General features: G+C 69.4%; 29 protein-coding genes and 4 tRNA genes. 18 read left to right on the top strand and 15 right to left on the bottom strand.

The window, feature by feature from the left end; all coding sequences use genetic code 11:
* Window position 1: 1 nt before the first annotated feature.
* From UA75_RS35100 to UA75_RS22610, 5 genes are all read left to right on the top strand, one after another.
* On the top strand, window positions 2-1,612 hold the full coding sequence (locus UA75_RS35100) for a DUF4185 domain-containing protein (protein ID WP_318533340.1): 1,611 nt from the start codon (window positions 2-4) through the stop codon (window positions 1,610-1,612).
* Window positions 1,613-1,833: 221 nt separating this feature from the next.
* Window positions 1,834-3,249, top strand: coding sequence for a hypothetical protein (locus UA75_RS22625; RefSeq protein ID WP_157434377.1), 1,416 nt, complete (start codon window positions 1,834-1,836; stop codon window positions 3,247-3,249).
* On the top strand, window positions 3,237-3,593 hold the full coding sequence (locus tag UA75_RS22620; protein WP_157434376.1) for a hypothetical protein: 357 nt from the start codon (window positions 3,237-3,239) through the stop codon (window positions 3,591-3,593). Before UA75_RS22625 ends, UA75_RS22620 begins: the two co-directional genes overlap by 13 nt.
* 38 nt (window positions 3,594-3,631) lie before the next feature.
* Window positions 3,632-5,320, top strand: a complete 1,689-nt coding sequence (locus UA75_RS22615; protein WP_157434375.1) for a hypothetical protein — start codon at window positions 3,632-3,634, stop codon at window positions 5,318-5,320.
* Window positions 5,321-5,484: 164 nt separating this feature from the next.
* Complete coding sequence (locus tag UA75_RS22610; protein ID WP_075741967.1) at window positions 5,485-6,060, top strand: GNAT family N-acetyltransferase; 576 nt, start codon at window positions 5,485-5,487, stop codon at window positions 6,058-6,060.
* Between the two features lie 519 nt (window positions 6,061-6,579).
* Here the strand turns inward: UA75_RS22610 and UA75_RS22605 are convergent.
* The 6 genes from UA75_RS22605 to UA75_RS22575 all read right to left on the bottom strand — a co-directional run bounded on the left by UA75_RS22605 (window position 6,580) and on the right by UA75_RS22575 (window position 10,411).
* Window positions 6,580-6,954 carry a DUF2255 family protein gene (locus UA75_RS22605; protein WP_075741966.1) on the bottom strand — a complete coding sequence of 125 codons (375 nt, stop codon included), beginning with the start codon at window positions 6,952-6,954 and terminating at the stop codon, window positions 6,580-6,582.
* A gap of 62 nt (window positions 6,955-7,016) precedes the next feature.
* Window positions 7,017-7,994 (bottom strand): aldo/keto reductase, encoded by a 978-nt coding sequence (locus UA75_RS22600; RefSeq protein ID WP_075744096.1) that lies wholly within the window; start codon window positions 7,992-7,994, stop codon window positions 7,017-7,019.
* 356 nt (window positions 7,995-8,350) lie between these two features.
* Entirely contained in the window at window positions 8,351-8,887 is a 537-nt protein-coding gene (locus UA75_RS22595) for a hypothetical protein (RefSeq protein WP_075741965.1), read from the bottom strand.
* Between the two features lie 424 nt (window positions 8,888-9,311).
* A complete protein-coding gene (locus tag UA75_RS34725; RefSeq protein ID WP_075741963.1) occupies window positions 9,312-9,701 on the bottom strand; it encodes a hypothetical protein in 390 nt (129 codons plus the stop codon).
* Window positions 9,689-10,009, bottom strand: a complete 321-nt coding sequence (locus tag UA75_RS22580; protein WP_157434374.1) for a TauD/TfdA family dioxygenase — start codon at window positions 10,007-10,009, stop codon at window positions 9,689-9,691. The genes UA75_RS34725 and UA75_RS22580 overlap by 13 nt, the downstream gene beginning before the upstream one ends.
* A 51-nt stretch (window positions 10,010-10,060) precedes the next feature.
* A complete protein-coding gene (locus UA75_RS22575) occupies window positions 10,061-10,411 on the bottom strand; it encodes a TauD/TfdA family dioxygenase (RefSeq protein WP_075741961.1) in 351 nt (116 codons plus the stop codon).
* A 133-nt stretch (window positions 10,412-10,544) separates the two neighbouring features.
* On the opposite strand from UA75_RS22575, the gene UA75_RS22570 reads away from it, so the two are divergent.
* The 3 genes from UA75_RS22570 to UA75_RS22555 all read left to right on the top strand — a co-directional run bounded on the left by UA75_RS22570 (window position 10,545) and on the right by UA75_RS22555 (window position 13,010).
* Window positions 10,545-10,958, top strand: coding sequence for an NUDIX hydrolase (locus UA75_RS22570; protein ID WP_075741960.1), 414 nt, complete (start codon window positions 10,545-10,547; stop codon window positions 10,956-10,958).
* Between the two features lie 134 nt (window positions 10,959-11,092).
* Window positions 11,093-11,542 (top strand): hypothetical protein, encoded by a 450-nt coding sequence (locus tag UA75_RS35225; RefSeq protein WP_404799999.1) that lies wholly within the window; start codon window positions 11,093-11,095, stop codon window positions 11,540-11,542.
* A gap of 781 nt (window positions 11,543-12,323) precedes the next feature.
* On the top strand, window positions 12,324-13,010 hold the full coding sequence (locus tag UA75_RS22555) for a GOLPH3/VPS74 family protein (RefSeq protein WP_075744095.1): 687 nt from the start codon (window positions 12,324-12,326) through the stop codon (window positions 13,008-13,010).
* A 79-nt stretch (window positions 13,011-13,089) separates the two neighbouring features.
* Here the strand turns inward: UA75_RS22555 and UA75_RS22550 are convergent, their stop codons facing one another.
* From UA75_RS22550 to UA75_RS22545, 3 genes are all read right to left on the bottom strand, one after another.
* The gene (locus tag UA75_RS22550; RefSeq protein ID WP_075741957.1) at window positions 13,090-13,743 is read right to left on the bottom strand and encodes a hypothetical protein; all 654 of its coding nucleotides are present in this window, start codon (window positions 13,741-13,743) and stop codon (window positions 13,090-13,092) included.
* 390 nt (window positions 13,744-14,133) lie between these two features.
* Window positions 14,134-14,259 (bottom strand): hypothetical protein, encoded by a 126-nt coding sequence (locus UA75_RS34970; RefSeq protein WP_257787484.1) that lies wholly within the window; start codon window positions 14,257-14,259, stop codon window positions 14,134-14,136.
* Window positions 14,260-14,321: 62 nt separating this feature from the next.
* The gene (locus UA75_RS22545; protein ID WP_075741956.1) at window positions 14,322-15,047 is read right to left on the bottom strand and encodes an SDR family oxidoreductase; all 726 of its coding nucleotides are present in this window, start codon (window positions 15,045-15,047) and stop codon (window positions 14,322-14,324) included.
* 96 nt (window positions 15,048-15,143) lie between these two features.
* Here UA75_RS22545 and UA75_RS22540 point away from each other — a divergent pair, with 96 nt between their 5' ends.
* The 3 genes from UA75_RS22540 to UA75_RS22530 all read left to right on the top strand — a co-directional run bounded on the left by UA75_RS22540 (window position 15,144) and on the right by UA75_RS22530 (window position 16,864).
* Window positions 15,144-15,743: a TetR family transcriptional regulator gene (locus UA75_RS22540; RefSeq protein WP_075741955.1), complete on the top strand. Its 600-nt coding sequence runs from the start codon at window positions 15,144-15,146 to the stop codon at window positions 15,741-15,743.
* 92 nt (window positions 15,744-15,835) lie between these two features.
* The gene (locus UA75_RS22535) at window positions 15,836-16,186 is read left to right on the top strand and encodes a hypothetical protein (protein ID WP_157434373.1); all 351 of its coding nucleotides are present in this window, start codon (window positions 15,836-15,838) and stop codon (window positions 16,184-16,186) included.
* A 192-nt stretch (window positions 16,187-16,378) separates the two neighbouring features.
* A complete protein-coding gene (locus tag UA75_RS22530) occupies window positions 16,379-16,864 on the top strand; it encodes a tyrosine-type recombinase/integrase (RefSeq protein WP_198044193.1) in 486 nt (161 codons plus the stop codon).
* A gap of 36 nt (window positions 16,865-16,900) precedes the next feature.
* Here UA75_RS22530 and UA75_RS22525 read toward each other — a convergent pair.
* The 4 genes from UA75_RS22525 to UA75_RS22510 form a co-directional block, all read right to left on the bottom strand.
* A tRNA-Val gene (locus UA75_RS22525) sits at window positions 16,901-16,975 on the bottom strand.
* A 1-nt stretch (window position 16,976) separates the two neighbouring features.
* Window positions 16,977-17,048 (bottom strand) — tRNA-Cys (locus UA75_RS22520).
* Between the two features lie 54 nt (window positions 17,049-17,102).
* A tRNA-Gly gene (locus tag UA75_RS22515) sits at window positions 17,103-17,174 on the bottom strand.
* Between the two features lie 136 nt (window positions 17,175-17,310).
* Complete coding sequence (locus UA75_RS22510; RefSeq protein WP_075741952.1) at window positions 17,311-17,736, bottom strand: SsgA family sporulation/cell division regulator; 426 nt, start codon at window positions 17,734-17,736, stop codon at window positions 17,311-17,313.
* Between the two features lie 369 nt (window positions 17,737-18,105).
* Here UA75_RS22510 and UA75_RS22505 point away from each other — a divergent pair, with 369 nt between their 5' ends.
* The 4 genes from UA75_RS22505 (at window position 18,106) to UA75_RS22490 (ending at window position 20,284) form a co-directional block, all read left to right on the top strand.
* Window positions 18,106-18,684, top strand: coding sequence for an RNA polymerase sigma factor (locus UA75_RS22505; protein ID WP_232251111.1), 579 nt, complete (start codon window positions 18,106-18,108; stop codon window positions 18,682-18,684).
* Entirely contained in the window at window positions 18,681-19,604 is a 924-nt protein-coding gene (locus UA75_RS22500) for an anti-sigma factor domain-containing protein (RefSeq protein WP_075741950.1), read from the top strand. The genes UA75_RS22505 and UA75_RS22500 overlap by 4 nt, the downstream gene beginning before the upstream one ends.
* 94 nt (window positions 19,605-19,698) lie before the next feature.
* A tRNA-Val gene (locus UA75_RS22495) sits at window positions 19,699-19,770 on the top strand.
* A 289-nt stretch (window positions 19,771-20,059) separates the two neighbouring features.
* On the top strand, window positions 20,060-20,284 hold the full coding sequence (locus tag UA75_RS22490; RefSeq protein WP_075741949.1) for a hypothetical protein: 225 nt from the start codon (window positions 20,060-20,062) through the stop codon (window positions 20,282-20,284).
* Window positions 20,285-20,375: 91 nt separating this feature from the next.
* Here the strand turns inward: UA75_RS22490 and UA75_RS22485 are convergent, their stop codons facing one another.
* Complete coding sequence (locus tag UA75_RS22485; protein ID WP_075741948.1) at window positions 20,376-21,062, bottom strand: nitroreductase; 687 nt, start codon at window positions 21,060-21,062, stop codon at window positions 20,376-20,378.
* Window positions 21,063-21,150: 88 nt separating this feature from the next.
* Between UA75_RS22485 and UA75_RS22480 the strand changes: the two genes are divergently transcribed.
* Window positions 21,151-21,750, top strand: a complete 600-nt coding sequence (locus UA75_RS22480; RefSeq protein WP_075741947.1) for a TetR/AcrR family transcriptional regulator — start codon at window positions 21,151-21,153, stop codon at window positions 21,748-21,750.
* 383 nt (window positions 21,751-22,133) lie between these two features.
* Here the strand turns inward: UA75_RS22480 and UA75_RS22470 are convergent, their stop codons facing one another.
* Window positions 22,134-22,886, bottom strand: a complete 753-nt coding sequence (locus tag UA75_RS22470) for a TetR/AcrR family transcriptional regulator (protein ID WP_075741945.1) — start codon at window positions 22,884-22,886, stop codon at window positions 22,134-22,136.
* 366 nt (window positions 22,887-23,252) lie between these two features.
* Here UA75_RS22470 and UA75_RS22465 point away from each other — a divergent pair, with 366 nt between their 5' ends.
* A complete protein-coding gene (locus UA75_RS22465; protein WP_075741944.1) occupies window positions 23,253-24,476 on the top strand; it encodes an FAD-dependent monooxygenase in 1,224 nt (407 codons plus the stop codon).
* A 426-nt stretch (window positions 24,477-24,902) separates the two neighbouring features.
* Entirely contained in the window at window positions 24,903-25,235 is a 333-nt protein-coding gene (locus UA75_RS22455; protein WP_157434372.1) for a plasmid stabilization protein, read from the top strand.
* Window positions 25,236-25,275 lie beyond the last annotated feature (40 nt).

Genomic DNA, 25,275 nt, shown 5'->3' with positions numbered 1-25,275 from the left:
CGTGCCACGAAGACCTGAGCCCGCACCCCGGCCTTCGACGATCGGACGACGCGACGTGCTTCGCGGCGCCGCGTTGACCGCCGCCTCGATGGTGCTGACCTCGACCGGCGCGGCGGCCGCCACCGCCGCGCCCACCACCGTTCCCGGCTGGGACGCCGCCGTTCCGTGGCAGCGTGTCTTCCCGGCCCGAGCAGTGGCCCTGCTCGCCGGGCAGGGTGCCGACGACGTCAATCAGACGCGGGACCGCTTCGCCGTGCACGCCACCGACCTCGGCGTGATGTGGCGCGACGGCCGAGGCCGGGTCGCGATCGCCTTCGGCGACACCTACGGGCCCGGGTGGGGCGGCAACGGTGCGGGCCCGCATACCGCCGACTGGCGCTGCAACGTCCTCGCCCACGCCTCGAACCCGAGCCTCGCCGACGGCCTGCGCATCGACTCGATGATCACCGATCGGCCGGGCCACGCTGCCCAGATCCTCGCCCGTGACACCAGCGTCGCCGAGGAGACGGTGATCCCCACGGCGGGCATCGCCGTCGGCTCCCGGGACGTCCTGCACTACATGTCCGTCCGCCACTGGGGAGCGGCGGGCACCTGGGTCACCAACTACGCCGGACTCGCCTATTCCGACGACGGCGGCCAGACCTGGGCGAAGCCGGTGAACAACCGCTGGTCCGCCACCGGCGGCGGGGCGAGGTTCCAGCTCGGCGCGTTCGCCGCCGACGGCGACACCGTCTACCTGTTCGGCACGCCGCAGGGCCGGTTCGGCGACGTCGTACTGGCGAGGGTCGCCACGGATCGCCTGCTCGATCCGGCGAGCTACCAGTACTGGACCGCTCAGGGCTGGGACCGCACGGGACTGGACCGGACGGTGCCGGTGCTGGCGGGCCCGGTCGGCGAACTCTCCGTGCTCTACAACGAACATCTTCGCCGCTGGGTCGCGCTGTACCTGGACGAGAGCCGCGCGGCGATCGTGGCGCGGACCGCGCCCGCGCCGAACGGCCCGTGGACGGGCGGGTGGATCGTCGCCCATGGGCAGGACTTCGGCGGCCTCTACGGCGCGTTCCTCCATCCCGCCAGCACGGGCCGTGAACTGTACTTCGCCATGTCCCAGTGGACCCCGTACCACGTGCGGCTGATGAGCCTCTCCGCCGACGAGCTGCCGGTCGAGTCGAACCTCGTGCAGGACGGCGGATTCGAGGATCGACCGCCGGGAGCGGGGGTCGGTCCGTGGCGGGTGAACGGACGAGGCGGCGTGGACCAGGGGCTGGGATACGCCCGTTCCGGCGAGAACAACGGCTGGATTCGGGCCGACGCGGGGTGGAACGACCTCTTTCAGAAGGTCGCGGTCCGACCCGGCGCCCGCCATCGGCTGACCGGCTGGGTGCGTAGTTCGGCCGCCACCGACGGCGGCTACTTAGGCGTCCGCCGTCCCGACGGCGGCGGCACGATCGCCGAGGCGCCCTTCGGGCATGTCGCCGACTACGCCCCGCTGACGGTGGAGTTCACCGCCGACGAGGCAGGCGAGGCCGAGGTGTTCTGCGGCGGATGGGCCGGTTCGGGCGGCGAGGTCTGGATCCAGCTCGACGACGTCGTCCTCGAGCCGCTCGACTAGAACTCCGCTGCTGCGCCTGGTGCGCGACCTGCGTGCGAGCCCGTCTCGGCGGGCCCATCCCGGTCGGCTCGTCGGTGCGAGCCCGGCCGCCTTCTGCGGATCCGCCGGTCGTCGGTCGGATCACCCCTGATCGACGTCGCCGCCGAACGTCCTCCTCGGCGGTCGACCCCCCCGGTCGCCGATCGACATCGGTGCGCCGTTCGGCGAGGAAGGAAACGTTCATGTCCGCAGCAGATCGACCTCCCCACGGCAGACACAGACCCCGACCATGGCGGCTGCTGACGGTGCCGATCGCCGTCCTGGCCCTGCTGGGCGGCACCCTGGGCACCGCCGTCGCAGGCGAGTCCGCCGCACGACCGACCGGCCGGGCCGGACCCGTCCAGCCCGATGAGCAGACCGAGGGGGAGCGGCCCAGGACCAACGCCCAGGACATCTCGCCGCTGGCCTGCCCCAGCATCCCGCCGAATCACGATCCCGCCGTGATCGAGACCGTCTACCGCGTCGGACTGTCCATGTCGGTGTCCGACAAGGTCATGCTCGCGGGCTTCGAGGCGGGCTGGGTCGAGTCCCACATGAACAACCTGCCCTGCGGCGACCGGGACTCCCTCGGCGTCTTCCAGCAGCGACCCTCGCAGGGCTGGGGAACCCCCGACCAGATCATGGACGTCTCCTACGCCTCCCGAAGCTTCTTCACCCAGGCCAAGATCGTGGAGCCGCGACACCCGGACCTCAGCGCAGGCCTGCTCGCCGACAGCGTGCAGCGCTCCTGCTGCCCGTGGCGGTATGACGAGGCCGAGGGACGAGCCAGGGCGATGATCGAGGAGGCCAGTCGGGCGGTCGGACCGGGCATCCCGTCCGCCCAAGATCTTCGAGAGTTCACCACCACCGGCTCGGCGGTCGCCTCGGCGACCTCGCTGGACGGCCGGATCGAGGTGTTCGCCTCGAACGGCTCCGGCACCCTGCACCGCTGGCAGACCGCGCCCGCCGACGGCAGGCCCGGTGGCGGCGGCTGGTCGGAGTGGGTGAGCACCGGGGGACCGGCCGACGCCCGGATCGCTCTCTCCCGTGCGCCGGACGGCCGCATCGAGCAGTTCGCGCTCACTCCCGACGCGCTCTGGCATCGCTTCCAGACCACTCTGGACGGTGCGTGGTCCGGGTGGTCGCAGTTCGGTCCCGGCGGTTCGGACCTCGCCACGGCCGTCTCGCGGGACGGTCGGCTGGAGGTCTTCGTCGTGCACGACATCGGCATCCGTCACCGGTGGCAGACGAGTCCGGCCGACGGAAGACCGAACGGCGGCGGCTGGTCGGAATGGGCGGAGACCGGCGGGCCGGGCGGGGCGCAGGTCGTCCTCGACGTGGCGCCGGACGGCAGGCTGGAGCAGTTCGCCGTCACCTCGGCCGCGACCTGGCATCGCCATCAGTCAACCTCGACGGCGCGTGGTCCTCGTGGGGCGAGTTCGGCGCGGGCGGCACGGACCTCACGACCGTCGCGGGCTTCGACGGCAGGCTGGAGGTCTTCGTCGCCGATGCGGGCGGTGTTCGGCATCGGTGGCAGACGAGTCCGGCGGACGGCAGGTCGGGTGGCGGTGCGTGGTCGGAGTGGGTGGCGACCGGCGGTCCCGGCGTGGCACGGCTGACGGTGGCCTTGGCGCCGGGCGGCAGGCTGGAGCAGTTCGCCACCACCTCGGGCGGCATCCGACATCGGTATCAGACGGACCTGGCGGGGAACTGGTCGGCGTGGACCGACTTCGGCCCCGGCGGCTCCGACCTGGCCGCCACCGTGAACGCCGACGGCCGGATCGAGGTCTTCCTCGCCGCGCCTTCCGGGGCTCTGCAGGCGCGCTGGCACACGATTCCGGCCGACGGCACTCCCGGCGGCGGCACCTGGTCCGGCTGGGGCGCGTTCTCGGCCCAGGCCCGGTCTGCCCAGGCCCGGTCCACGCAGGCCCGGCCTGCGCAGCCGTCCGCGCAGACGCGGTAGCCGATCCCTCCCACTCCAGACTCGGCGAAGGAGAGTTCATGCGCACGACATCATCCCGCCTGCGAAGATCCGTGGCAGGCGCGGCCCTGGCCCTGCTGCTCGCCGCCGTCCCGGCCGAAGTACCGGGGGCGGCGACCGCGTTCGCCACGACGCCCCGGGAGTCCGCGCCGACCGGCATCGGCGAGCCCCGAGAACCCGCTGCGCACCAGGACATCCGCGAGGGTGACGTCACCCCGCTCGCGGCGAACCCGATCTCCCGCGAGGAGATCATGGCTCGAGGCAGGACCTGGGTCGACGCAGGCGTCCCCTACAGCATGAGCCGGTGGCACGAGGGATATCGCACCGACTGCTCCGGCTTCGTGTCCCTGGCCTGGAACACCGGCGCCTCGTACACGACCCGCACGATCTATCAGGTCTCCCACGAGATCACCAAGGACGAGCTGCTTCCCGGCGACGCGCTGAACTGGCGCCACTGGCAGGGCGACGGCCAGATCGGACACATCCGCCTCTTCGGGGGCTGGCTCGACGACGCGCGCAGCCGGTACTGGGTATACGAGCAGACCCCGCCGCGCGCGACCTACAACGAGTACACCTGGTCGCAGACCCAGGCCACCTACCAGCCGATCAGGTTCGACTTCGTCGCCGAAGGGCCGCCGCCCGCACAGAATCTGCGGGAGTTCACCACCACGGGCTCCTCGGTCGCCGCCGCGACCTCGCGGGACGGTCGGGTGGAGGCCTTCGTGTCCGACGCGGCGGGCGTCCACCACCGATGGCAGACCGCCCCGGCAGACGGACGACCGGGCGGCGGAGCCTGGTCGGACTGGGTGAACACGGGCGGACCGGCGAACGCGCGGCTGGCGTTCTCCCGCGCGCCGGACGGCCGACTCGAACAGTTCGCCCTGACTCCCGACGGCCTGCATCACCGCTTTCAGACGAATCTCGACGGCGCCTGGTCCGGCTGGAGCGTTCTCGGCCCCGGTGGAACCGACCTGGCCACCGCGGTGGCGCGCGACGGTCGGGTGGAGGTCTTCGTCGCACACGGCGGCGGCATCCGGCATCGGTGGCAGACGAGTCCGGCGGACGGGAGGCCGGGCGGCGGTGCGTGGTCGGAGTGGGTCGAGACCGGCGGCCCGGCGGGCGCACAGGTCATCGTGGACGCGGCCCCGGATGGTCGACTGGAGCAGTTCGCGACCACTTCGAACGGCACTCGCCACCGCTACCAGATGACGGTGGAGGGCGCGTGGTCCGGCTGGTCGGACTTCGGTCCCGGTGGGCACGACATCGTCACCAGCACGGCCCTCGACGGCAGGCTGGAGGTCTTCGTGGCCGATGCGGGCGGTGTTCGGCATCGGTGGCAGACGAGTCCGGCCGACGGGAGGCCGGGCGGCGGTGCCTGGTCGGACTGGGTCGAGACTGGCGGTCCCGGTGCGGCGCGGCTGACGGTGGCCTTGGCGCCGGGCGGTCGGCTGGAACAGTTCGCCACCACCTCGGCGGGTGTTCGGCACCGGTATCAGACGGACCTGAACGGAACCTGGTCGCCGTGGAGCGACTTCGGCTCCGGTGGATCGGACCTCGTCGCCACGGTGAACGTGGACGGCCGGATCGAGGTCTTCCTCGCGGCGACCGAGGGCGTCCTGGGTCGGTGGCACACCATTCCCGCCGACGGGACCCCCGGCGGCGGAGCCTGGTCGGAGTGGGCCACGTTCCGGGGTGGCGCCGGGGCCTGATCGAGGCCGAGGAGATCGGCAGGTGTGACGAGCGGGCCCGGCGACGTCGACGGGCCCGCTCGTAGCTCTCCGGCCGTCGGCGTCGGCCGGACGCGGCCGAGCCGAAGCGGTCGTTCGCGCAGGCCGAGTGGAGCGCCGCGTGTCGTTCGGGTGACACTCTCGCCATGATCTCCGAGGCCGACACCGACCCCCGACGACGCGACGTACTCGACCTGTTCACGGCCGTCATCGACAAGGTCGAGCCCACCGCCGTGCCGATGACCGAGCTGGACGAGCTCTACGCGCCGTTGGTGCTGCAGTACCACGACCCCGAGACCGGACGTCTGCTCGGCGCCGCTCTCAGCTGCCGCGCGCAGATCGCGGTCGGCAGCGCACTGCGGCTCATGTCCGGCCAGCGGATGCCCCGCGAGCTGGACTTCGGTCCGGTGCTCGACAGGCACAGTCAGCTGCAACTGCTGGCCGTCGTGCCGGAGGCTCGGGGGCAGGGGATCGGGGGACGGCTGCTGGAAGAGTCGAAGAACCGGCTGCGGGACCGAGGGGTTCGAGTCTGGTTCGGCAACGTCACCGTCGATCAGGAGGCGGATTCGCTGCGCCGCCTCTTCGCCCGACACGGCTTCACGGTGCTCGATGCCGGTGCCCCGCTGCCGATGCTGCTCGGCAGGCACTGGCGGACGCCGGAGCCGGAAGCGGTGGCCTATCACTTCTATCAGCAGCTCCGCCCGCCGCGCGACGGGTCGTGACCGGTCGCCACCGTGGCCGGTACGCCGCAGCGATGTGCGGGGAGTCCCGGCGGGACGCCGAACACGTCCTGGGCTTCGTCGCTGCGGAGCCTGCCGAGGAGCCGCCTGCCTTCCATCCGGTCGCGCAGGCGGCGGCAAGGGTGCACATGACCTGGTCGCCGACCTTGTGGCCGCGAAGGGGGGACGCGACCGCTGTCCGGCCTGGCGGGTGATCACCGGTTCGGGTGGTCGACGAGTGTCGTCCTGTTCCTGAACTGCGGAATGTCCCCGAACTGCCGACGAGAGCCTCTCCCCGAGGCGTGGTGAGCAGCCTCGCTGCGGCAGTGCGCCGGAACCGGTGACACCGGCCGTTCCGCCGCTGAAGATGCCACCGCCCGCCACGCAGGCTGCCGTCCCAGACCTTCCTGGCGTCGTCGTGGCAGGGCAGGCGACGCGGCCGATCTCGCCGACGTCGAGCGGTTGATCACGAGGAACCGCTGCTGTTCCGGATCGACGGACTCGGGGCGAGCATGGACGGCGTCACCGGGGCACGAGTCGGATGGTCGCGGCGCGTGCCTCGGCACTGGTGATGGAGTCGACGATCGAGGCGGCGTAGCGGCGGTACTTGCTGCGGTACTCGGCGTCGAGGCGCTCATCCAGCTCGTCGCCGACGTCGACGAAGGTCACGTCGCGGTCCACACCGCCCGCCTGGACCCGGCCCTCATGGCGGGTCCGGGTCCCCCGGTACCAGACTGATGTGACGCCGTAGACGGACCGGACGTAGAGGTCGTCGCCGTCGCGGACGACCCAGATGGTCCTCGGGCTGCGCGGCGATCCGTCACCGCGCAGCGTGGTGACCTGTAGTTCGTCGGCTCCGTCGATCCTGGCGAGTTCGTCCGGCGTCCACGTCGTCATCGTTCCTGCTCCTCGTCACCTCGGCGATGGCCGAGCCTGCGCGGCGCGGCGGGCAGGCTCGGTCAACGCTCGATCATCTTCATCTGCTCGTCGTTGTGGTGGTCGCCTTCCGGCGGTGTGAGGCCGTCGAGCGTGCGGATCTGCTCCTCGGTCAACGCGAGATCGTCCGCAGCGGTGTTCTCCTCCACGCGGGAGACCCGTTTCGTGCCGGGGATCGGGGCGATGTCCGTGCCCTTGGCCAGCAGCCAGGCCAGCGCCACCTGAGCGGGCGTCGCGCCTGCCTCGGCCGCGACGGCCTCGACTTCGTCGGCGATGCGCAGATTGCGCTGGAAGTTCTCCCCGGTGAACCTGGGGTTCGTCGCCCGGAAGTCGTCGGGGCCGAAGTCCTTCGGCGAACGGATCTTCCCGGTGAGGAAGCCGTGGCTGAGCGGCGAGTACGGCACGAAGCCGATCCGCAGCTCCCGCAGCAGCGGCAGCACCGCAGGCTCCGGATCGCGCGTCCACAGCGAGTACTCGGACTGCAACGCGGTGATCGGATGCACGGCATGGGCTCGGCGGATCGTCGCCACCCCCGCCTCGGACAGCCCGATGTGGCGCACCTTCCCCTCGGACACCAGTTCGGCCAGCGCTCCGACGGTGTCCTCGATGGGCGTCTTCGGGTCGACCCGATGCTGGTAGTACAGGTCGATGTGGTCGGTGCCCAACCGCCTGAGCGAGCCCTCCACCGCCGCGCGGACGTTCGCCGGGCTGCTGTCGAGGATGTTCGCGCCGCCGCCCGCATGGGAGACCATGCCGAACTTGGTCGCCAGCACGACCCCCTCGCGGCGGCCGCGCAACGCCCGGCCGACGAGTTCCTCATTGACGAACGGCCCGTAGATCTCGGCGGTGTCGATGAGGGTGACGCCCAGGTCGAGCGCTCGATGGATGGTGCGGACGGACTCGGCGTCGTCCGTCCCCGCGCCGGTGTACGCGAAGGACATGCCCATCGCGCCCAGCCCGATGCGGGAGACGTCCAGATCCCTCAGCATGGCGTGCTTCACGATCACTGCTCCTCTGCTCGACACCGGGGCGACCCGGCGTCACCCGGAAGGGCACCCCCGCCTGCGGCCCTCCCGAGGTTCCTTGTCTGGCTGCCCCGGTCAGCAGCGACGAAACACCCCTCGGCGCTGCGGTGGGAGGGTCTGTCGAGCCCGGGGACGGCAGAACCTCCTGCCGTCGAGAGAGCGGCAGTAGCCTGGCGGGCACGCCCGACCTGCGGCGCTAGGCAGGGAACAACCGGATCGTGCCTGATCAGGCGGCATATCCTGCCAACGGGACACTCGGTTTCGGGACCGTCGACGCCGCCGACCTCCGCGGGCTGTGTAGCGGCGGGGACGACTGGTGCGCGCGTCGGCCGTCAGGAACGCGCTGTCGGGTCGACGGCGGTGACGATCGCCTCCGCGAGTTGCGGCGCGTCCTCGATGAAGGTGTTGAACCTGATCCGTCGACCGTCGGTCAGCACCACGAGACAGGAGAAGTCGGCGCCGAAATGACGCGCGCCGCCACGGTCCGACACCGCCCCCTTGGGCCGGACCGAGGCGACGTCCGACCATCGGATCACCGAGGTCGCCCCGCTGACGTGGTGGATCATCCCCTGGCGATGGACCTCGAAGTACTCGTCCTTGGTGCGTAGGTACTTCAGCAGCGTGAGAATCCCGGCGCCCAGCGCGAGGACGCCCAGCGTCGTCAGCGCGCCGGGCAGCATTCCCGAACCCACCCAGGACCGCGGGTCCTGGCCTGCGGGACCCCAGGGCTGGAAGTGGGCGATGGTCAGCGGGATACCGACGCCGAGACTTACGGCCGCGACGACCAGGCAGGACACCGCGACGCGGAGCCGTCTGGGACTGTCCGTGTGATGCGTCTCGATCCGTTCGCCGAGTTCTTCGATCTCCATCGATCGCCCTTCCCTCGAACGTCAGACCACCGACCACGACGAAGAGCCGACAATGGCCCCGGCGAGCCGCGATCTGGCGTGTGGTGCGGATCGAGCCGGTCGAGCCCTGGCCGACTCGCCTGCCGGTTCGCCGATCGTAGCGAGACTCCCTGCTCGTCGTCGATCATTCATTCGCGCGTGCCACGGCCTTCGTCGGCGGGGGAGACGACCGGCTCGGTAGGCGAGGACCACCGCCGGTCCGTCCTCGCGCAGGCCGAGCGGCGGGTCCGGGTCGATTGAGGAGGGGAAGCGTCGGGCGCCACGCCGGGGCACTCCGAACCGATATCCGGGCGTGTCCGTCACCAGTGGATAAATCCTCAGCGGCTCGTCGGCGATCTCCCGCTCGTCGGCGGTCACCGGGCAGTCCTGGCGAGCCACGGGCCGATCATCGGTGCGATCCATGGGCGGCGTTGTCGGCGCTCGTGATCGCCGTGCGAAGTGTCACCGCGAGTCCCGAACGGTGCTTCCCAGCGACGATCCTCCGGCCGAGCGGGGCCACGGGGTCACTGATGATCACAGTGAGGGCGGCGTCACCGGCGATCTGTAGCCGACGCGCGGCGTCGTCCCACCAGCCGGGCTCAGACCCGGCGCATCCCGCGCCCACGTCAGCGAGAACATCCCGCGCGTCGGACGGCGCAAGGTCGATGCCCACTTCGCGTCCACCGCCCGACCGGCCGATGACGCGGACAGGTGCGGCTGCGGTGGTGACGCTGCTCGACGAGGAGACGCGCGCGACAAAGGAGACCCACTCCGCCGGGTAGGTCATCGTGGCCATCCCGCCGGAATCGGCGTCTGCGGTTCGAGGACGGCCCGGTACATCACGCGCTGCCCGGTGAATGCCCGCCGTCCGTGCAGCCACCTTCTGTTGTTGAGAACGTAGCCCTGCCCCGCTGCCAACGGGATGATGTGTTCGTGACGCCGAATCGTGGCGACGAGCAGATCGCGCCACCGAGCGGCCTGCGGCGACCAGCGAGCCAATCCATCAAGTCTGAGCCGCACACCAAGTAGTCCCGGACCCGTCGGCTCGAAGATCGCGCCGAGGTGGCCCGCGCTGCCGCCGAACAACACCGATCGACTTGTCATCAGATCGCGCACCGCCTCGGGCTCTTCGGCAGCGAGGTCCCGGTACACCGCCTAGCCGTCGACGAGCACACACGCGCCGCCTCGAACGGCGGGAGTTCGGCAGGCGAGCAGGAGGAGCGGCGGCGGCACGGCGACACCCGACCGGTCAGTGTGCGGGGCGAGTGCGGCGGAGCTGAACCCGGCGAGACCCGCACCCGCAATCATGGGCCGGTCGGCGATCACGGTGATGCCGTCGGCGTCGCTGTCGCGATGCGGCACGATGCGGCCGAGGGAACGGGCAGCCGACAGAACGGTGTGCCGGTCGTGCAGTCCCGTGAGAAGCAGGGCGCCGGCTGAGGCGAGGCAGGCCGCGACGGTGTCGGTGTCTTCCGCCTTGACGCGGGGGATACTAATTGTGTTCATCTGGTACCTCCGAGCACAGCTCACCGCTGGTCACCGAGGATGTCCACTGACAATCTGTCATCCCTGTATCCGCAGCCATGGTGCCCCTTACCTGCTACGTTCCGCATACGGCTATCCACTGTGGAGACACTCGATGACGATCCCCGGCATGTACCCCGTTTCGATCAAGGGCGTCGTCCTCCGAGAGGGGCGCGTACTCCTGTTGCGCAACGAGCGCGACGAATGGGAGTTGCCCGGCGGTCGCCTTGAAATCGGCGCGACCCCGGAAGAATGCGTGGCGCGAGAGATCGCCGAAGAGGCGTCGTGGCCGGTCACGACGGGGCCGATCCTCGACGCCTGGCCCTATCACATCGCGGTGGCGCGCAAGACCGTGCTCATCGTGACCTATGGGTGCTATCCCGACACCGATGCAGCCCCCGTGCTCTCCCACGAACACAAGGAGATCGCGCTCATTCCAGTTGCCGGGGTCGCCGATCTTCGGATGCCAGAGGGCTATAAGCGGTCGATCGCCACTTGGTCCGCGCGCCTCCACACCCCAACGTCGTGACCCTCGTCCGGCGTCCCGCCCCCTGGCTCTGGGCCGAACGCGACAACGCCGTCGCTGCGGCGACCCGCGACCTCCCGACCATCCTCCGCGCCTGGCGCCGCGCAGCTGGCTTGAGTCAGGAACAGGCTGCGGTGATGCTGGGCTACGACAAGAGTTACGTTTCGATGATCGAGACCGGTCGCCGAGCCATCACCGATGTCCGATCCCGGCGCCACATCGCCCGCGTTCTCGGCCTACCCGCCCACGCTCTCGGCGTCACTGAGTCCGATGATGCTGACGTCGCCGCGATGCTCCAGTTCGCTGGCTCGACTCTTCGACTCGCTACCCTCGCCCGCCAGGCAGGCCGCGCCGCTGACGCCGCTGCCGAGCTGTGGCCCCTTGTCGCCAGACTCGAAGCCGCGCAGCCGAGGGCAGGATCGACCGGGCGACGGCCGTGTTCTTCGGACGCGCGCGTGTCGAACTCGGCGTCGCGCTCGGCACGATCCTTCCCGAGGAGCGACTGTCCACGGCCGCCCGGTGGACCGGTGGAGGTGTGCGTGTCGCTGAGCGGATCGGCGATACCGACATGCTCGGCCAAGCCCTGACGAGGCACGGCAACGAGCTGCGGAAGGCTGGTCACGTGAAGGCCGCAGTCGTGCGCCTTCAGCACGCCGCGACCGTTGCAGCTGTGGCCGACGCTCGTGGTGCGGCCTTGATCCTTCTGGCCCGTGCGGCTGGCGAACTAGGTGCCACACCAGCGTTCGACGAGGCGTTGCGCAACCACCGCCCGCTCCTTGAACGCCATGCGGGCGAATCGATGCTGTTCAACCCGTTCACGACCCGCGAGGTCGAGTTGCGTGGCTTGCTCGCCACGGGTCGCACCGACCTCGCCGTCCGCTTGGCGACCGTCGGGCCGCCACCCGTATCTGGGCCGGTCGCGCCACAATGGGCCGTCATCGAGAGAGTCACGGTGGGCGCCGTCCTGGTGAGCGCCCGCTTGTCGCGGGCCACCGATCCACCGGGCCCGACAGGTCGACCGCCGGTCGATCTCCTGGGGTGCCGAGGAATCCGGTCGACCTGACCTGCGTCGATCTCACCAGCCGACCTGCTCGTCGGCCAGTGGAACCACGTCATCACCTGACCATGACATTTCTCGAGGTGAGGTCATGACGTGGTGTCACTGGCGATGCCGCGCGGCCGGAAGGACACTGGCGGCCGACTCCCCGTCTCTCGTGGCGAGAACCGCCTTCCGCGCGAGGCGCACGACTCGGGATCTTCCGCACGACGGGTGCGGAATGCGCCGGGCCGGGCCGGTGACAACCCCGACTTCGATGGATGACGAATTCCGCCGCCCGAACCGGCGATGACAGGGAGGAAGAAGCGACGATGCGGAGCGACATGCTGATCATCGAGGATCTGATGCTCCTCATGCTCGACGACAAGACGGGGGTCCCGGCAGGCGCAGGCACTCTCTACTACACCCTCGGCGGCGCGGTGCTCCTCGAGCTGGCTCTGCTCGACAGAATTGAGGCGGACGAGGGACCTGCCCTGAACGGTCCGAAGATCACCACCGTCGGGGACGGGCCGCTCGCGGACCCCCTGCTGCAGTCCGCCTACGACAAGATCGCCGAGAAGACCCAGCGGGTCCAGCCGTTGCTCAACGCCGTCGGCAGCGGCCTCTACCAGCCCGTGATCGAGCGGCTCCTCGAGCGTGGCCACCTCCGTCAGGAGCGCAGGCGGGTGCTGGGACTGTTCCCCACGACGAGACTGCCTGCCGAGGACAACGGATACGAGGCCGAGCTGCGGCGGAAGGTGTGCGCGGTACTAGAGGACGGCGAGAGCCCCGATCCGCACCTCGGGGCCGTGATCGCGCTGCTGTCGGCGAGCGGGACCCTGCCGACTCTCGACCCCGCGCCGAAGTGGTCGAGCAGGACCTACCACCGTGCGAAGGAACTGGAGCAGGGCAGCTGGGCAGCCGGGGCGGTGAACGACGCCGTGGCCAGGACCGTCGCGGCGATCGCGGCGGGCAGTGCCGCCGTCAGCATCGCCACGATCACGGGGCCCAGCTCGTAGTCGAGGCTCGCCCGATCCCGGGGAGTTCGGTGCCGGGCACCGTCTCCACGGGGCGGGCGCGACCTGCACACAGCGGGCGTCAGAAGCCAGACCAGATCGTCTCGACGTCGAGCAGGCGGTGGTGCCGCAGGGTGAGAATCCGTTCCACTGCGGCGAGGACTCCCGCGACGAGCAGCGTGATGTTGAGCCACGCAGGCAGCATGATCGGCGAGGTGAAGGTGCCCAGGTTCTCGGCGATCCTGGGGATGCGGGTGGCGATCTCCAGTGCCTGCGGAACGGCCAGGAGGAGGTTGACGATCAGGATGCCGATCGCCAGCCGTCCGATCGACCGGCTCAGCCCTGGATGTCGACGGGCCAGCCTGCCGCGCAGGTCCTCTGCGGTGCCCCGTACGGGGGCGAGTCGTTCTTCCCGGCCGTCCTCGTGAACGAGATGCATCCGAGTGATCCCGTAGAGAGAGGCGTTGACCTCGATCGTCCCGCCCGGAACCGGGAAGGCGGCGGGCATCTCGCTTCGCTGCTGCCGTTCGCCGTCGAGGTACAGCTCGGCCGCCCATTCCTCGTCGGTCATGTCGACGTCGACGGTCCAGACGTGTCCGGGGCCGTCCGGACCGTGGTGGGTGAGGGTGTAGAGCCAGCGGTGGAGCAGTTCTCGGCGCCGGAACGGCCGAAGTCGTCGTCGCTCTCCCGGTGTGCCTGCTCCGACCGCTCCTGGCGAGCCGGAACCGCCGCTCATGATGCACCCCGACGAAGACAGCTCTCTCGACAGATCATGGTTCCTCCCGACCAGCGGGTTCAGCACGGTGAACGAGTTGCCACCAGCAGAACCCCTGCCGTAGCGGCACACTCAACCCCGCAGTGCTATGAGTCGCGCCACTTCCTCGGGCCGGGTGTCCGGTGAAGAAGTCGGATGCCGCGGCGAGGCAGACGCCCTTCGTCCGGCGTCACGCTCGCCGTCCTCCCGAACTCCGCGACGACCCGGCGGCCGCAGCGGCGCTGCTTGAAGAGTCCGACAGACAGGCGGCCGAGAGCGAGCGGCTCACCGGCCGCCGACCGAACTGCCTCGTCCGCTGTTCGTCGATCGATCACGGCGGTCGATCGGCCGGTCGGTCGCCCCAGTGTTGGATCAGGCTGCCGACGCGGTCAGACCGATGCCGACCAACGCGAACCCCGACCGGACCCCGCCCGCCGGACGAGGCGGGGAGACGTCGGGCGCGACGTGGTAGCCCGCCACCCCGACAGTGCTCCCCACCGGGGAGGGTCAATGCCGTGGACAGATCACTTTTGTGACGCCGGGCTCGTCGGCACGCTCGGTCAGCCTGAGCTCAGGATGAGGCCCCCGTCGACGGTGAGCACGGTGCCGGTGACGAAACCGTTCTCCATCAGGTACAGGTTCGTCGCAGCGATCTGATCTGCCGTGCCGATCGACTTGGTCAGCGTTCGTTCCGTGAATGCGGCGACCATCGCGTCACGGTGCGGCTGCGGAATGCCGTCCCACATCGGCGTGCGGATCGAGCCCGGCCGAACCGTGTTGACGCGGACCGGGGCCAGATCGACGGCCAGGCCACGGGCCAGGCCCTCGATGGCGCAGGCGGAGCCGGCCGCGAGCGCCGCGCCGGGCGTCGGGCTGACACCGATGATCCCAGACGTCAGCACGATCGAACCGCCCGGTCTGATGCGGGGCGCTGCGTGTTTGACCGCGGCGATCACGCCCCAGAAGCGGACGTCGAACAGGTGCCGGGCCTCATCGAGCGGGAGGTCCTTCAACGGCCGCTGATTCAGCGCGTCACCCGCCGTGTACACGAGATGGTCCAGTGTGCCTGCCCGTTCGAACAGGTCGGCGACGTCCGCCTCGACGCGCGTGTCGGTGACGAACCCTTCGCAGGTGTCCGGTAGTTCGGCCAGAGCCGCGTCCAATCGCTCTCGCCTGCTCGATGCGATCGTGACGGACGCACCTGCCGCCGCCGCTGCGTGGGCCGTCGCCAGCCCCATGCCCGAACTGCCACCGACGATGACGACGCGCTGGTCAATCAGAGACATGAACCATCCTCCAGGGAGTAGTGCCGCTACGATGTCTCAGTGAGACATCACCATAGCAGTGATGTCTCGATGAGACATCACTGCTATGATCGCGGCATGCCGCGGTGGGACCCGAGAGCTGAGGAGCGGCTTGGCGATGCCGCGCTGGAGCTGTTCGTCGAGCACGGATACGAGAACGTCACCGTCGAACAGATCACCGAGCGGGCCGGGCTGACCCGGCGCACTTTCTCCCGCTACTTCACCGACAAACGCGACGTGCTGTTCGCCGGATCGGAGCAGATCCCTGGCGTCCTGTCCGGCGCCGTCCGGCGCGCCGACGCCGCGCTCCCGCCCTTCCAGGCTCTACTCGCCGCTCTGGTTGACATCGGTGAATGGTTTGCTGACCTGGTTCCGCACGCCGCACGACGACGCGCGGTCATCGCGTCCAGCCCCGAGCTGCAGGAACGCGAGCGAACCAAACTGGCGGCCGTCACCGAAGCGCTGGCCGAAGCACTGCGGGAACGAGGCACCCCAACGTCGAGAGCGACGCTGCTCGCGCAGGTCGGCATCGCCGTCTTCCACACCGCGTTCGAGCGGTGGACCGACGAGCCCGAACCCGCGGACTTCGCAGCGCGTGTTCGCGAGGCCGCAACCGAACTCGCCGCCAGCCTGGCCCCTGCGGCCGGACTCGCCACGGTCGTGCCTGAGAACCACTAGTCCCCGTCCGCACCTGGAGGGTTCTCGTCAAACCGGACGACCTAGTCAAGCCAGATCGTCACCGGGCAGGGGCACTCCCGCAGGCCGTAGCCATGATCCGAACGACGCTGCCGAAACGCCAAGGCTGTCATGGATTTTCCGGCGCGGTGCGGATGGTGGATTCGCTGCTGGAAGAGATCGATCTGCGGACGGCCCGGTCGGTGAGCATCTGGGCGAAGCTTGGATCCAGCCCCGAAAACCAGGGAGCGGTCGGCTGGTTCGCGGTTAGCCCGATCTCGCGCCTGGGTGATTTGCAGGTCGACGAGGTAGCGCATGAAGCTCGCGTCGCCGAGGAAGGCGACGACGAACCGCTCGAACTCGCTACTGGCCTGCGGGACTGTGGTGATGACGACGAGTTTGCACCGCTCGCCTGCGAGGCCGCCTGTCGTAGCGTCCAGCGGTGATCAGGTGTTTGAGATGCCCACGTGCGAGGGCGAGACACTGCTTGCCGCACGTTGTGCTGACCTGGCCAACGGCGGGCCAGCGCCAGACCGGAAGCGAGGATCAGTAAGGCCAGCAGGATTGCCCCTGCCAGATGGCAGCTGGGGATCGCCGCGCGTTTCGAGGCCCTGCACGAGATCGGCGGTCATGTGGAGTTGGATCCGCCGAAGACACCCGCGTCGGTGCTGCGTGACTCCCTGCGTGCCCACCGAACCGAACAGGACCACGAGCACGTGTTCACCGGGGCCGACGGGGGTCTGCTGCGCCGGTCGAACTTCCGCGACCGGTTCTGGGTCCCCGCCGTGGCGGGGCTTCCTCGGCGTGGATGGGCGCCGCTGCTGCCCGGATTCCACTTCCATGATCTGCGTCACACGCACAAGACGTGGCTCATCGAGGACACCGTCCCCGAGGTCCTGCAACACAAGCGGCTCGGACATCGGATGCGCGGCGTCGCAGGGATCTACTCGCATGTGACGCAGGGCATGGTCGACCGGATGCTCGTCGGGCTCCAACGACGGTGGGAGCGGTCCACGGTGAGCACTACCGAGACCGACTCCCCAGAACACATACCGAGAGCAGGATCACCCCATGATCAGTTGCTCCCACAATGCTCCCACCAACGCAGAAAACCCCGCCGGTGATGAACACCGACGGGGCATCTGACCAGTGTGTATAACTGGTGGGCGATACAGGGATTGAACCTGTGACCTCTACCGTGTCAAGGTAGCGCTCTCCCACTGAGCTAATCGCCCGAGGCGGAGACGGGAATCGAACCCGTGTACAGGGCTTTGCAGGCCCTTGCCTAAGCCACTCGGCCACTCCGCCGAATCCCAGAGCCAGGCCTGACCCTGAGACGTCGGCCTCGTCAAGGCCGAGTCGAGCGGACGACGGGATTCGAACCCGCGACCCTCACCTTGGCAAGGTGATGCGCTACCACTGCGCCACGTCCGCAGAAGCAAGGCGCTCGATCTTTGAGCCTTTCGGCTTTTCGACCACCGCCGTGCTGTTGGGCAGAACCTTACCCAACGCCGCGTTCCAGGATCAAATCGGGGTCCCGTTTCGCGGCGCCTCCCGTCGTCTTCGCAGCTCAGGACCGGTCGTGCGGCAGGAGTCGAGCAAGCGCGTCGTCGACGTTGACCCACAGGTTCTCGTTGCCCGGCATGACGACGTCGTAGGTCCGGTCCAGGAAGTCGGCGAGTTCCTGTGCGGAGGCCTCGAACATCGCGTGTCCGGAGGGCGAACTGAGTTCGACCACGACCACCTCGGGGTTGTCGACCGCGGGGCGGATGCGAACGTCGCCGTCGCCGACCTCCGCGATGAGGCCGTCGGCCAGCAGATCGCGGGCGAACACCCACTCCACCGAGCCGCCGCGTCCGGTCTGGAAGGCGGCCACGACCGCGTAGGGGTCGCGGGTGTCGTACCTGAGCTCGACGTTGACCGGCACCGCAGGCGTCCTCGGAGCGAGGAGGTCAAACACGGCTCGTGAACAGAGTGTTACGTGATCATTGCGCATTGTCGTCGCCCTTTCCTTCTCCCTACTGGCCATGAAACGTTCGACCACAACAGTTGTGACGCCCAGGCACCCTCGAATGCTTGCCTTTGGGCCAGACATCACCCATACGGGTCAGAACTAATTCGTTGGGCTACCGTCTCGCTGCGCTCCGTGTCCGTTCCCGGTGGCTGGGGCGGCGACCTGAGGGCGGTACTCTTCACGGTCCGCTCTGTCGGCGGGACATGAACCGAAACGTACCCGTTGCGCGAACGCTGGGTTGTGAGGGCTCTCGTAGTGGCCGATCCACCAACATCTTCCTCTTGGTCCCGGACCGAGGAGGAGCCGACGACTGCGCCGCAGGCACGGCGCCGACCTACTGATGCCGATCTGGTGGAGCTGGTCACACAAGGTGACGCCCAGGCGTTCGCCGAGCTGTTCGATCGGTACACCCGGCCCGCCTACTCACTGGCCCGCAGGCTGTGCGTGGATCCGGAGATCGCCGAGGACGTCGTTCAGGAGGCGTTCCTCAATCTGTGGCGCAGGCCACAGGGGTTCCGTGCCGATCGCGGCTCGTTCTCGACCTGGCTGCTGACGCTGGTTCACCATCGCGCCGTCGATGCGGTGCGGCGTGAGAGCGCCGTACGCCGCCGTACGGCGGCCGAAGGCGACGCGGCGGCAGAAGAGGCCGCCGCCGGGCCCGACGTCGACCAGGAGGCGATGGGACGGGTCATCGGGGGTCAGGTTCAGGAGGCGTTGCGTCGTCTTCCCGACGAGCAGCGTCAGGTGATCGCGCTCGCCTATTACGGCGGGTACACCCAGGGCGAGGTGGCCGCGATGACCGGCGTGCCGCTGGGCACGGTGAAATCACGCACTTTCGCCGGGGTGCGGAGACTGCGCGGAATGCTCTCGTCCCTGTTGGGCACCGATGACGACGCGCCGCGACGGAACAGGAAGGGGGGACGGACGTGAGCGAGCTGGAGCAGGACGGGCAGTGCCCGCAGCACGAGGCTGCGGTCGGATGGGCGCTGTCCTCGCTGGAACCCGACGAGGCCGCGAGGTTCGCCGAGCATCTGCCCTCCTGCGCGGAGTGTCGCGAGACCGTCGCCGAGACCGAGGAGATCGGCGCTCTGCTCGGCGCGGCAGTGCCGCAGATCGAGCCGCCGAGCGGCCTGCGGGACAGGCTGCTCGCGCAGATCGAGCAGGTCGAACAGGAGGTCGAGCCACGCGGGCAGGCTCCCGTGGTCGCCACGCCTGCCGCCGGGCGACCAGAGGAGTCTGCCGCCTCGGATCGGGCGGGCAGGGTGGCCGGGGCCGAGGTTCGGCCGCCGGGCAGTCCCGGCGAGCGAGCCAGGCGACCCGGCGGAACCCGACGGCCGGGGCGGCGAGGGCGGGTGGTCATGGCCCTGCTCACCACCGCAGTCGCGGTGCTGGCGGCGGTGTCGGCCGGGCTGGGCATTCGGCTCGTCGAGGTGGTTCGACAGCAGGATGTGCAGGCGCGGCAGAGTGCGGCGATGGAGACGGCGCTGCGCATGGCCGCGGACCCCGACATGCATCGGGTCGTGTTGCACGATCCCGGTCAGCAGACTGCGGCCGTCCTGTTCGCCACGGGCGCGCACGGCGCCGTGGTGTCCACGGGCCTGCCGCGTAATGACGACGACGAACAGATGTACGTGCTCTGGGCGCTGCAAGGTGACCAGCCGGTCCCCATGGCGGGCTTCGACGTCGGGATCGAGCGGGAACGGGTGCCCGCGCAGACGCTCCGGTGGTCGCACGACATGACCGAGGAGATGGGTTCCGTGACGGCGTTCGCGATCTCGTTGGAGTCCGGGCGGGACATGCCGGACGCCCCGTCGGGCGACATCGTCGCCAGCGGTCCTATGAACGGCTGACCTGGGCGGAAGCGGAGAACGCCCCCCGGTGCGAGACCTCTGTCCCGTGGTGATGTATGGTTTCCTCGCTGCCGGGGGACGCCCCGAAAGCCCAGGGCGATTAGCTCAGGGGGAGAGCGCTTCGTTCACACCGAAGAGGTCACTGGTTCGATCCCAGTATCGCCCACAGAATGTTTTCCCTGGTCAACGGCCCGTCGACGATCCTTGTCGGCGGGCCGTTGGTCGTTGGTGGGAGCAGTATGGGAGTAGGGGTGCCAGCCACGCCTGCGGTGCCGAAGTGGTCAGCGAGGGTTCTGCTCCGATGGTGCTGCCCGCGGGAGTCGAGCGCGGTGACCATGGTGTCGATCACGGGTCGGATGCCCCTAGGGAGCAGGTGCCCATGACGCCGCCGAACCTGTCGCCGATCCATTGGTGTCGCAGCACTGCGGGACGGGGTCTCCTGCTGTGGAGACACGGTGACCACCGCACTGGCAGGGTTGCTGCTGATGTGTACGGCAATGAGCGAAGGACGCGTCACGATTCCGGTCGTTCGGCTCGGTATCGCTGACGGATCGTTCCCGCCGGAGCGTCGCGCGGAATCCGGCGACCTGTTCATCAGGATCGGCGGGCTCTTGCGTGAACCTGCCGGAATCCGGCTCGACGGTGACGAGAATGAAGCAGGCGTAGCGGTGCGATCCTGAGCGGATCCGGAGGGAATCCGGGGCTGTCAGGCGAGCGGCTCCGGGGCAGTGGCCGGGAACGGTCTCCCAGCGGCGGGCTCAGGACCTCCGATCAGCGATGGAATCGCGTCGTCTCCCCGAGGGACTCGCGGCCGACGGTGACCGCGTTGATCGCAGCGGCGGGATCGGCGTAGCCGAACGAGACGCCGAACAGCAGCTTCCCGCCGGTGACGCCGAGCGTCTCACGCACCGTGTCGGCATAGAAGCTCAGCAGTGCCTGGGGGCAACTGGACACCCCGTATGCGGTCATGGCCAGCAGCAGCGTCTGCGCGTACATGCCGACATCGGCGGTCAGTCGCGCGTCGCCTGACTCCGGCGCGTACAGCAGCGCGACGTGGGGAGCGTCGTAGAAGCGAAGACTCTGGGCGTCGTAGGCGGCCCGCAGATCATGGGTGTCGCGGCCGATCCCGAGCGCGCTGTACACCGCCGCACCGAACGCCGCCCGTCGGCGGTGGTGCACCGAGGAGTAGATGTCCTCGCTGTAGGGGAAGTCGACCGTCCGCCTGCCTGCCCGATCGGCGGACATGAGCGCCTCGGCGAGGTCGTCTCGTGCGCCGCCGCTGACCACCTCGACCTGCCAGGGCTGCGCGTTGGAGTTCGACGGCGCTGCTCCGGCGAGGGCGAAGACGGCCTCGATCGTCTCGTCCGGAACAGGGTCGGGCAGGAACGCCCTGGTCGCGCGCCGACCCCGGATGAGCTGCTCGGCCGCATCGGGGAGCCCACTCGTCACCGTTGTCACACCTTCTCCTTAGGTACACGGTATCGTTTACCTAAGTGACCATAGTGGACTGACCGTCCTATGTAAACGCTGTCGTATCGTTGGGTTCATGAGTGACGAACCCGTGCGGCGAGCAGGGCGGGGCGGCCGGGAACGCGTGCTCGCCGCTGCGAGCGTCCTGTTCGCGACGCGCGGCATCACCGCGACCACGATGGAGGACGTCGCCGCGAAGGCTCCGGTCTCGAAGCGGACCCTCTACGCGCACTTCCCCACCAAGGAGGACCTCGTCCTGGCGCAACTGGACCACCTCCTGCGGTCCGGGTACACGCTGCTGGAGACCTTGCGGCGAGCCGATGTCCCGCCCCGTGACCGGCTCCTTGCGATGTTCGTCGCGCAGCCCTGGCCGGATGGAACCGTCCGGGGATGCCCCTTCATCCACGCGGCGGTCGAGCACCCCGACCCCGCCGGTCGCGTGCGCGCCCTCGCCCGCGAGCAGAAGCTCGTCATGCTGGCGCTGGTGACGGATCTGGTGGACGAACTCGGCATCGACGAGCCGGAACTGCTCGCCGAGCAGCTCGCCACGCTCGCCGACGGCGTCGCGAGCCGTGCGATGGTGCTCGGCGACCCCGATTACGGCCGCCATGCCTGCGCGGCCGCCGAGACCCTCCTCGAGCACGCACCACGCAGGCTCCCGCGCGACCGGCCGTGACGCGACGTCAGCCGGTGCCCAGCTGGCCGAGGCTTCGCCGGCCCGCTGGTCTCGATCGTGCTGGGGTAGTAGTCGTGGGCGCGGTCGCCAGAACGGCCGCTGCCGAGGCGGCGGCCGGCAGGGCGATCACGACGAAGGGCGTTCAACCGGTCCGGAGGAACGGGTGCGACGTTTCCCGGGTACTCCGTGAGCGCAGGCAGGGGCCGGGTTTGCTCTGCGCGGAGCGCGTGGCAGTCCAGCGTGAACGGCGTCCCGGCTCGGCGGTGCGGCAGTGTCGTGCGATCGCGGAGATCCGGCACGACCTCGTGCTCACCGGGCTGCCTGCGCCCGCCCGTCTGAGCGTGCACACACCTGGCTGCCGGGGTCGAATCGTCTACAGGTGATCAGCCGATTCCCTCGGCGGCCCTGCTGGTCAGGTGGTGGGCGATGCCGTCGAGGAGGCGGGCCAGGCCGAACTCCAGCATCCGGTCCACATCCAGTGCGGCATCGAGTGACGTGATCAGGCCTGCCTGCAGCGGGTAGTTCTTCGCGCCGGTCCGCTCCAGGATCGCCGGAACCTCCGTGGTCCGCCATCGGTGGGTCAGACCACGGCGGTCCGCCCTGTCGGTGCCTGCCTGGAGCAGGGCAAGGCCTTCGACGAGCCCGCTGGCGCTCTGGAAGGCCTGGTGTGCGGTGATCGGGTCCAGTCCGGCGTCGACCAACGCCGCGAGGACGCGTTCGACGTCGGCGAGCAGGCCGGGCGGGAGCAGCGGTGGGAAGTCGGTGATGACCCGCAGCAGCCACCGATGGCGGGACAGCAGCCTCCATTCCCGCCGTGTCCACGCTTCCAGTTCGTCGCGCCAGTCTGCCCCCGAGAGATTGACGTCATGCCGTACCGTGCTGCCCTCGCCATGCGCGGCGTCGGTGTCCTCCCGGAACACGGCCTCCACCATCTGCTCGACCAGTTCGTCCCTGCCCCGGACGTGGTGATAGAGCGACATGGTCGCCACACCCAACTCGGCCGCCACCTGTCGCATGGACAGGGCATCCAGGCCGTGAGTGTCGGCGATCCACACGGCGACAGCGACGATGCGGGGTGTGGACAGGCCGCCGTCGGGATGCGCCTGCTCGGTGTGAGACGTGGTGCGGGCCGCCATTCCCCGCTCTCCTGCCGCATCGACCCGGTCCGCGGTCGGCTCGGCACGGGTTCTGACGCGGGTTCGGTAAGCCCGGGCCTGACAGGATCGAGAGCAGTAGTGCCGCCGCCGCCCGCGAGCTGCGGGCGTAAACCGTTGTCCGCACTGGACGCATGCCGCCATCGCGTCGCCTCGCATCATTTCGTCACGCTTGCCGCCTGGTCATGAAATCCTATCATGACCATTGATTCGTGATGAAATAAAGCGCAGTCCGTGTGGTGAGTGACGTAATTGCACTGGTAGTGCGAAAGAATTGCGAGTAGAGGTTCTCTGCCGGATAGGGTGCGGGAAACCGTCGTACGACATACGAGAGCGCGAGGGCGACCCATGACCGACCGACACCCGACCAGTGTGCTCATCTCCGGTGGCGGTGTGGCCGGTCCTGCCCTGGCCTTCTGGCTGCGGCGGTACGGCTTCGAGCCGACCATCGTGGAGCGAGCTCCGCGCCCGCGCTCTGGGGGGCAGCGGATCGAGCTGTCCGAGGCAGGCCAGCACGTCCTGCGCCGGATGGGCCTGCTGGACCGGGTACGTGCGGCAGGTGGACCGCAGCCGCAGGCCACCATGTACGTCGGTGCGACCGATCGACCGGTGCGTGTCCCGGCTGTCGGCGTGGGCGCGGCCGACCAGTCTCCCCGCAGTGATCGGCTGGCCGTCAGTCGGACTCGGCTCGGCGAGATTCTGTACGAAGAAGTCCGTGACCGGATTCCCTACCTCTTCGCCGATTCGATCACCGCGATCCGCCAGCGACCCGCCGGGGTGGAGGTCGATCTGGACAGCGGCGAAACCCGACACGTGGATCTGGTGATCGGTGCCGACGGGCTCTACTCCCAGGTGCGGAGACTGGTGTTCGGCGAGCATGACCGGTTCCTGCACTATCTCGGGGCGGATCAGGCCTATTTCACGATGGACAATCATTTGGGTTGGCGGAATGTCTCCCGCTTCCACGCCTGGCCTTATCGGGGTGCGGCCATCACCACCTTCCCAGGGAACACGGAACTGGAGGGGCTGTTCCTCATCCGCCGCGCCGAGTCGGCGGTGAGCCCCGACCTGAGTCGCGAGGAGCAGTGGGCGCAGGTCGACCGTGTCTTCGCCTGCGACGAGTGGCTGGTGCCGAGCCTGCTGCGGGCAATGCGCTCGTCCGAGGACTTCCGCCTGATGCCGTGCGTGCAGGTCCGGATGGAGTCCTGGCGGGACGGCCGGGTCGCGCTGGCGGGGGACGCCGCGCACTGCCCCGACCCGATGTCCGGGCAGGGGGCCACCTTGGCGCTGGCGGGCGCCTATGTGCTGGCAGGCGAGCTCAAGGCAGCGCGCGGAGACCACGACGTGGCCTTCGCCGCCTACGAACGGAGAATGCGCGAGTTCGTGGTCGGCAGCCAGGAGCTCGGGGAACTGGACATCGCGATGGCGGCACCCCGCGCAGGACGGGCAGGCGTCTGGCTGCGTGAGCAGTCGTTGCGCATGCTGCTTCCGGCGGTGGATCTGGGGCTGCGGCTCAACCTCCAGCCCCGCTGGCTCACGGCCACCGCGCCCATTGCGCTCCCGGACTATTAAGCGGCACGGCAGGCTCTCCCCGGCCACGGAACGGCCGTCCTCGGTCTAGAGCCGAACCGGCGTCGGTCGACGGGCATCCGGCGGCAGGATGATTCCGGCCGTCCCGATGCGCACGTTTCACCGAAGAGGCCGCAGGGAACGCGATGGGCAGGACGCGGAGGTGCGCGAGTGATGCCGTCATACGCGGTGAACAGGGACGACGATGCCGATGGCGGTCGCCGTGCCCGCCTGTCGAAGGAGGCTGACGGGCGTGGTCCATCGCGGGACTCGCCGACACCTGATCGATCGGGCACGCCACCACGACACCGCCGCCGGTCTCGGCGTCGGCGTCGGCACCGTGCGGTCCGCATCCCGGCGGCGTAGCGACGTCTGTCGCGAATCCGTCACCGCCACGGATGTCGTCCATCCAGCGAAAGGATGATCATCGTGCCTCAGCAGTCGTGGAACGACCGGCGGGAACGTCAGTATCGCCACATCAAGGACTCGCAGCGGGAGCGCGGCACGGGAGAGGGCCGCGCCGAGGAGATCGCGGCGCGGACGGTCAACAAGAACCGGGCCCGCTCCGGCGAGTCGCGCACCAGGAGCAAGACCTCGGTGCAGGACATGTCGCCGCAGAAGCGCGGCGGTCAGCGATCCGGGAAGAGGCTGGGGCCGGGCGGGCCCACCAAGGCTCAGCTGTACAACGACGCCAGGAGGCGCGGCATCCGGGGCCGCTCGACGATGAGCAAGGCGGAACTCGGCAGAGCCCTGGGACGGTGACGACGTCCCCGGCCCGGCACGGTCGGGCCGGGACGAGACA

It is taken from the genome of Actinoalloteichus sp. GBA129-24, from assembly GCF_001941645.1.
GTDB lineage: Bacteria > Actinomycetota > Actinomycetes > Mycobacteriales > Pseudonocardiaceae > Actinoalloteichus_A > Actinoalloteichus_A fjordicus.
Note: the sequence above shows the minus strand (reverse complement) of the source record. Positions and strands in the feature narration are given on the sequence as shown.

Coding starts and splice junctions, on each gene's coding strand:
- UA75_RS22625 (WP_157434377.1), top strand. CDS start 1,834: ATGTCCGCAGCAGATCGACCTCCCCACGGCAGACACAGACCCCGACCA.
- UA75_RS22615 (WP_157434375.1), top strand. CDS start 3,632: ATGCGCACGACATCATCCCGCCTGCGAAGATCCGTGGCAGGCGCGGCC.
- UA75_RS22610 (WP_075741967.1), top strand. CDS start 5,485: ATGATCTCCGAGGCCGACACCGACCCCCGACGACGCGACGTACTCGAC.
- UA75_RS22605 (WP_075741966.1), bottom strand. CDS start 6,954: ATGACGACGTGGACGCCGGACGAACTCGCCAGGATCGACGGAGCCGAC.
- UA75_RS22595 (WP_075741965.1), bottom strand. CDS start 8,887: ATGGAGATCGAAGAACTCGGCGAACGGATCGAGACGCATCACACGGAC.
- UA75_RS34725 (WP_075741963.1), bottom strand. CDS start 9,701: ATGGCCACGATGACCTACCCGGCGGAGTGGGTCTCCTTTGTCGCGCGC.
- UA75_RS22580 (WP_157434374.1), bottom strand. CDS start 10,009: ATGACAAGTCGATCGGTGTTGTTCGGCGGCAGCGCGGGCCACCTCGGC.
- UA75_RS22575 (WP_075741961.1), bottom strand. CDS start 10,411: ATGAACACAATTAGTATCCCCCGCGTCAAGGCGGAAGACACCGACACC.
- UA75_RS22570 (WP_075741960.1), top strand. CDS start 10,545: ATGACGATCCCCGGCATGTACCCCGTTTCGATCAAGGGCGTCGTCCTC.
- UA75_RS35225 (WP_404799999.1), top strand. CDS start 11,093: ATGCTGGGCTACGACAAGAGTTACGTTTCGATGATCGAGACCGGTCGC.
- UA75_RS22555 (WP_075744095.1), top strand. CDS start 12,324: ATGCGGAGCGACATGCTGATCATCGAGGATCTGATGCTCCTCATGCTC.
- UA75_RS22550 (WP_075741957.1), bottom strand. CDS start 13,743: ATGAGCGGCGGTTCCGGCTCGCCAGGAGCGGTCGGAGCAGGCACACCG.
- UA75_RS22545 (WP_075741956.1), bottom strand. CDS start 15,047: ATGTCTCTGATTGACCAGCGCGTCGTCATCGTCGGTGGCAGTTCGGGC.
- UA75_RS22540 (WP_075741955.1), top strand. CDS start 15,144: ATGCCGCGGTGGGACCCGAGAGCTGAGGAGCGGCTTGGCGATGCCGCG.
- UA75_RS22535 (WP_157434373.1), top strand. CDS start 15,836: ATGATCCGAACGACGCTGCCGAAACGCCAAGGCTGTCATGGATTTTCC.
- UA75_RS22510 (WP_075741952.1), bottom strand. CDS start 17,736: ATGCGCAATGATCACGTAACACTCTGTTCACGAGCCGTGTTTGACCTC.
- UA75_RS22480 (WP_075741947.1), top strand. CDS start 21,151: ATGAGTGACGAACCCGTGCGGCGAGCAGGGCGGGGCGGCCGGGAACGC.
- UA75_RS22470 (WP_075741945.1), bottom strand. CDS start 22,886: ATGGCGGCCCGCACCACGTCTCACACCGAGCAGGCGCATCCCGACGGC.
- UA75_RS22465 (WP_075741944.1), top strand. CDS start 23,253: ATGACCGACCGACACCCGACCAGTGTGCTCATCTCCGGTGGCGGTGTG.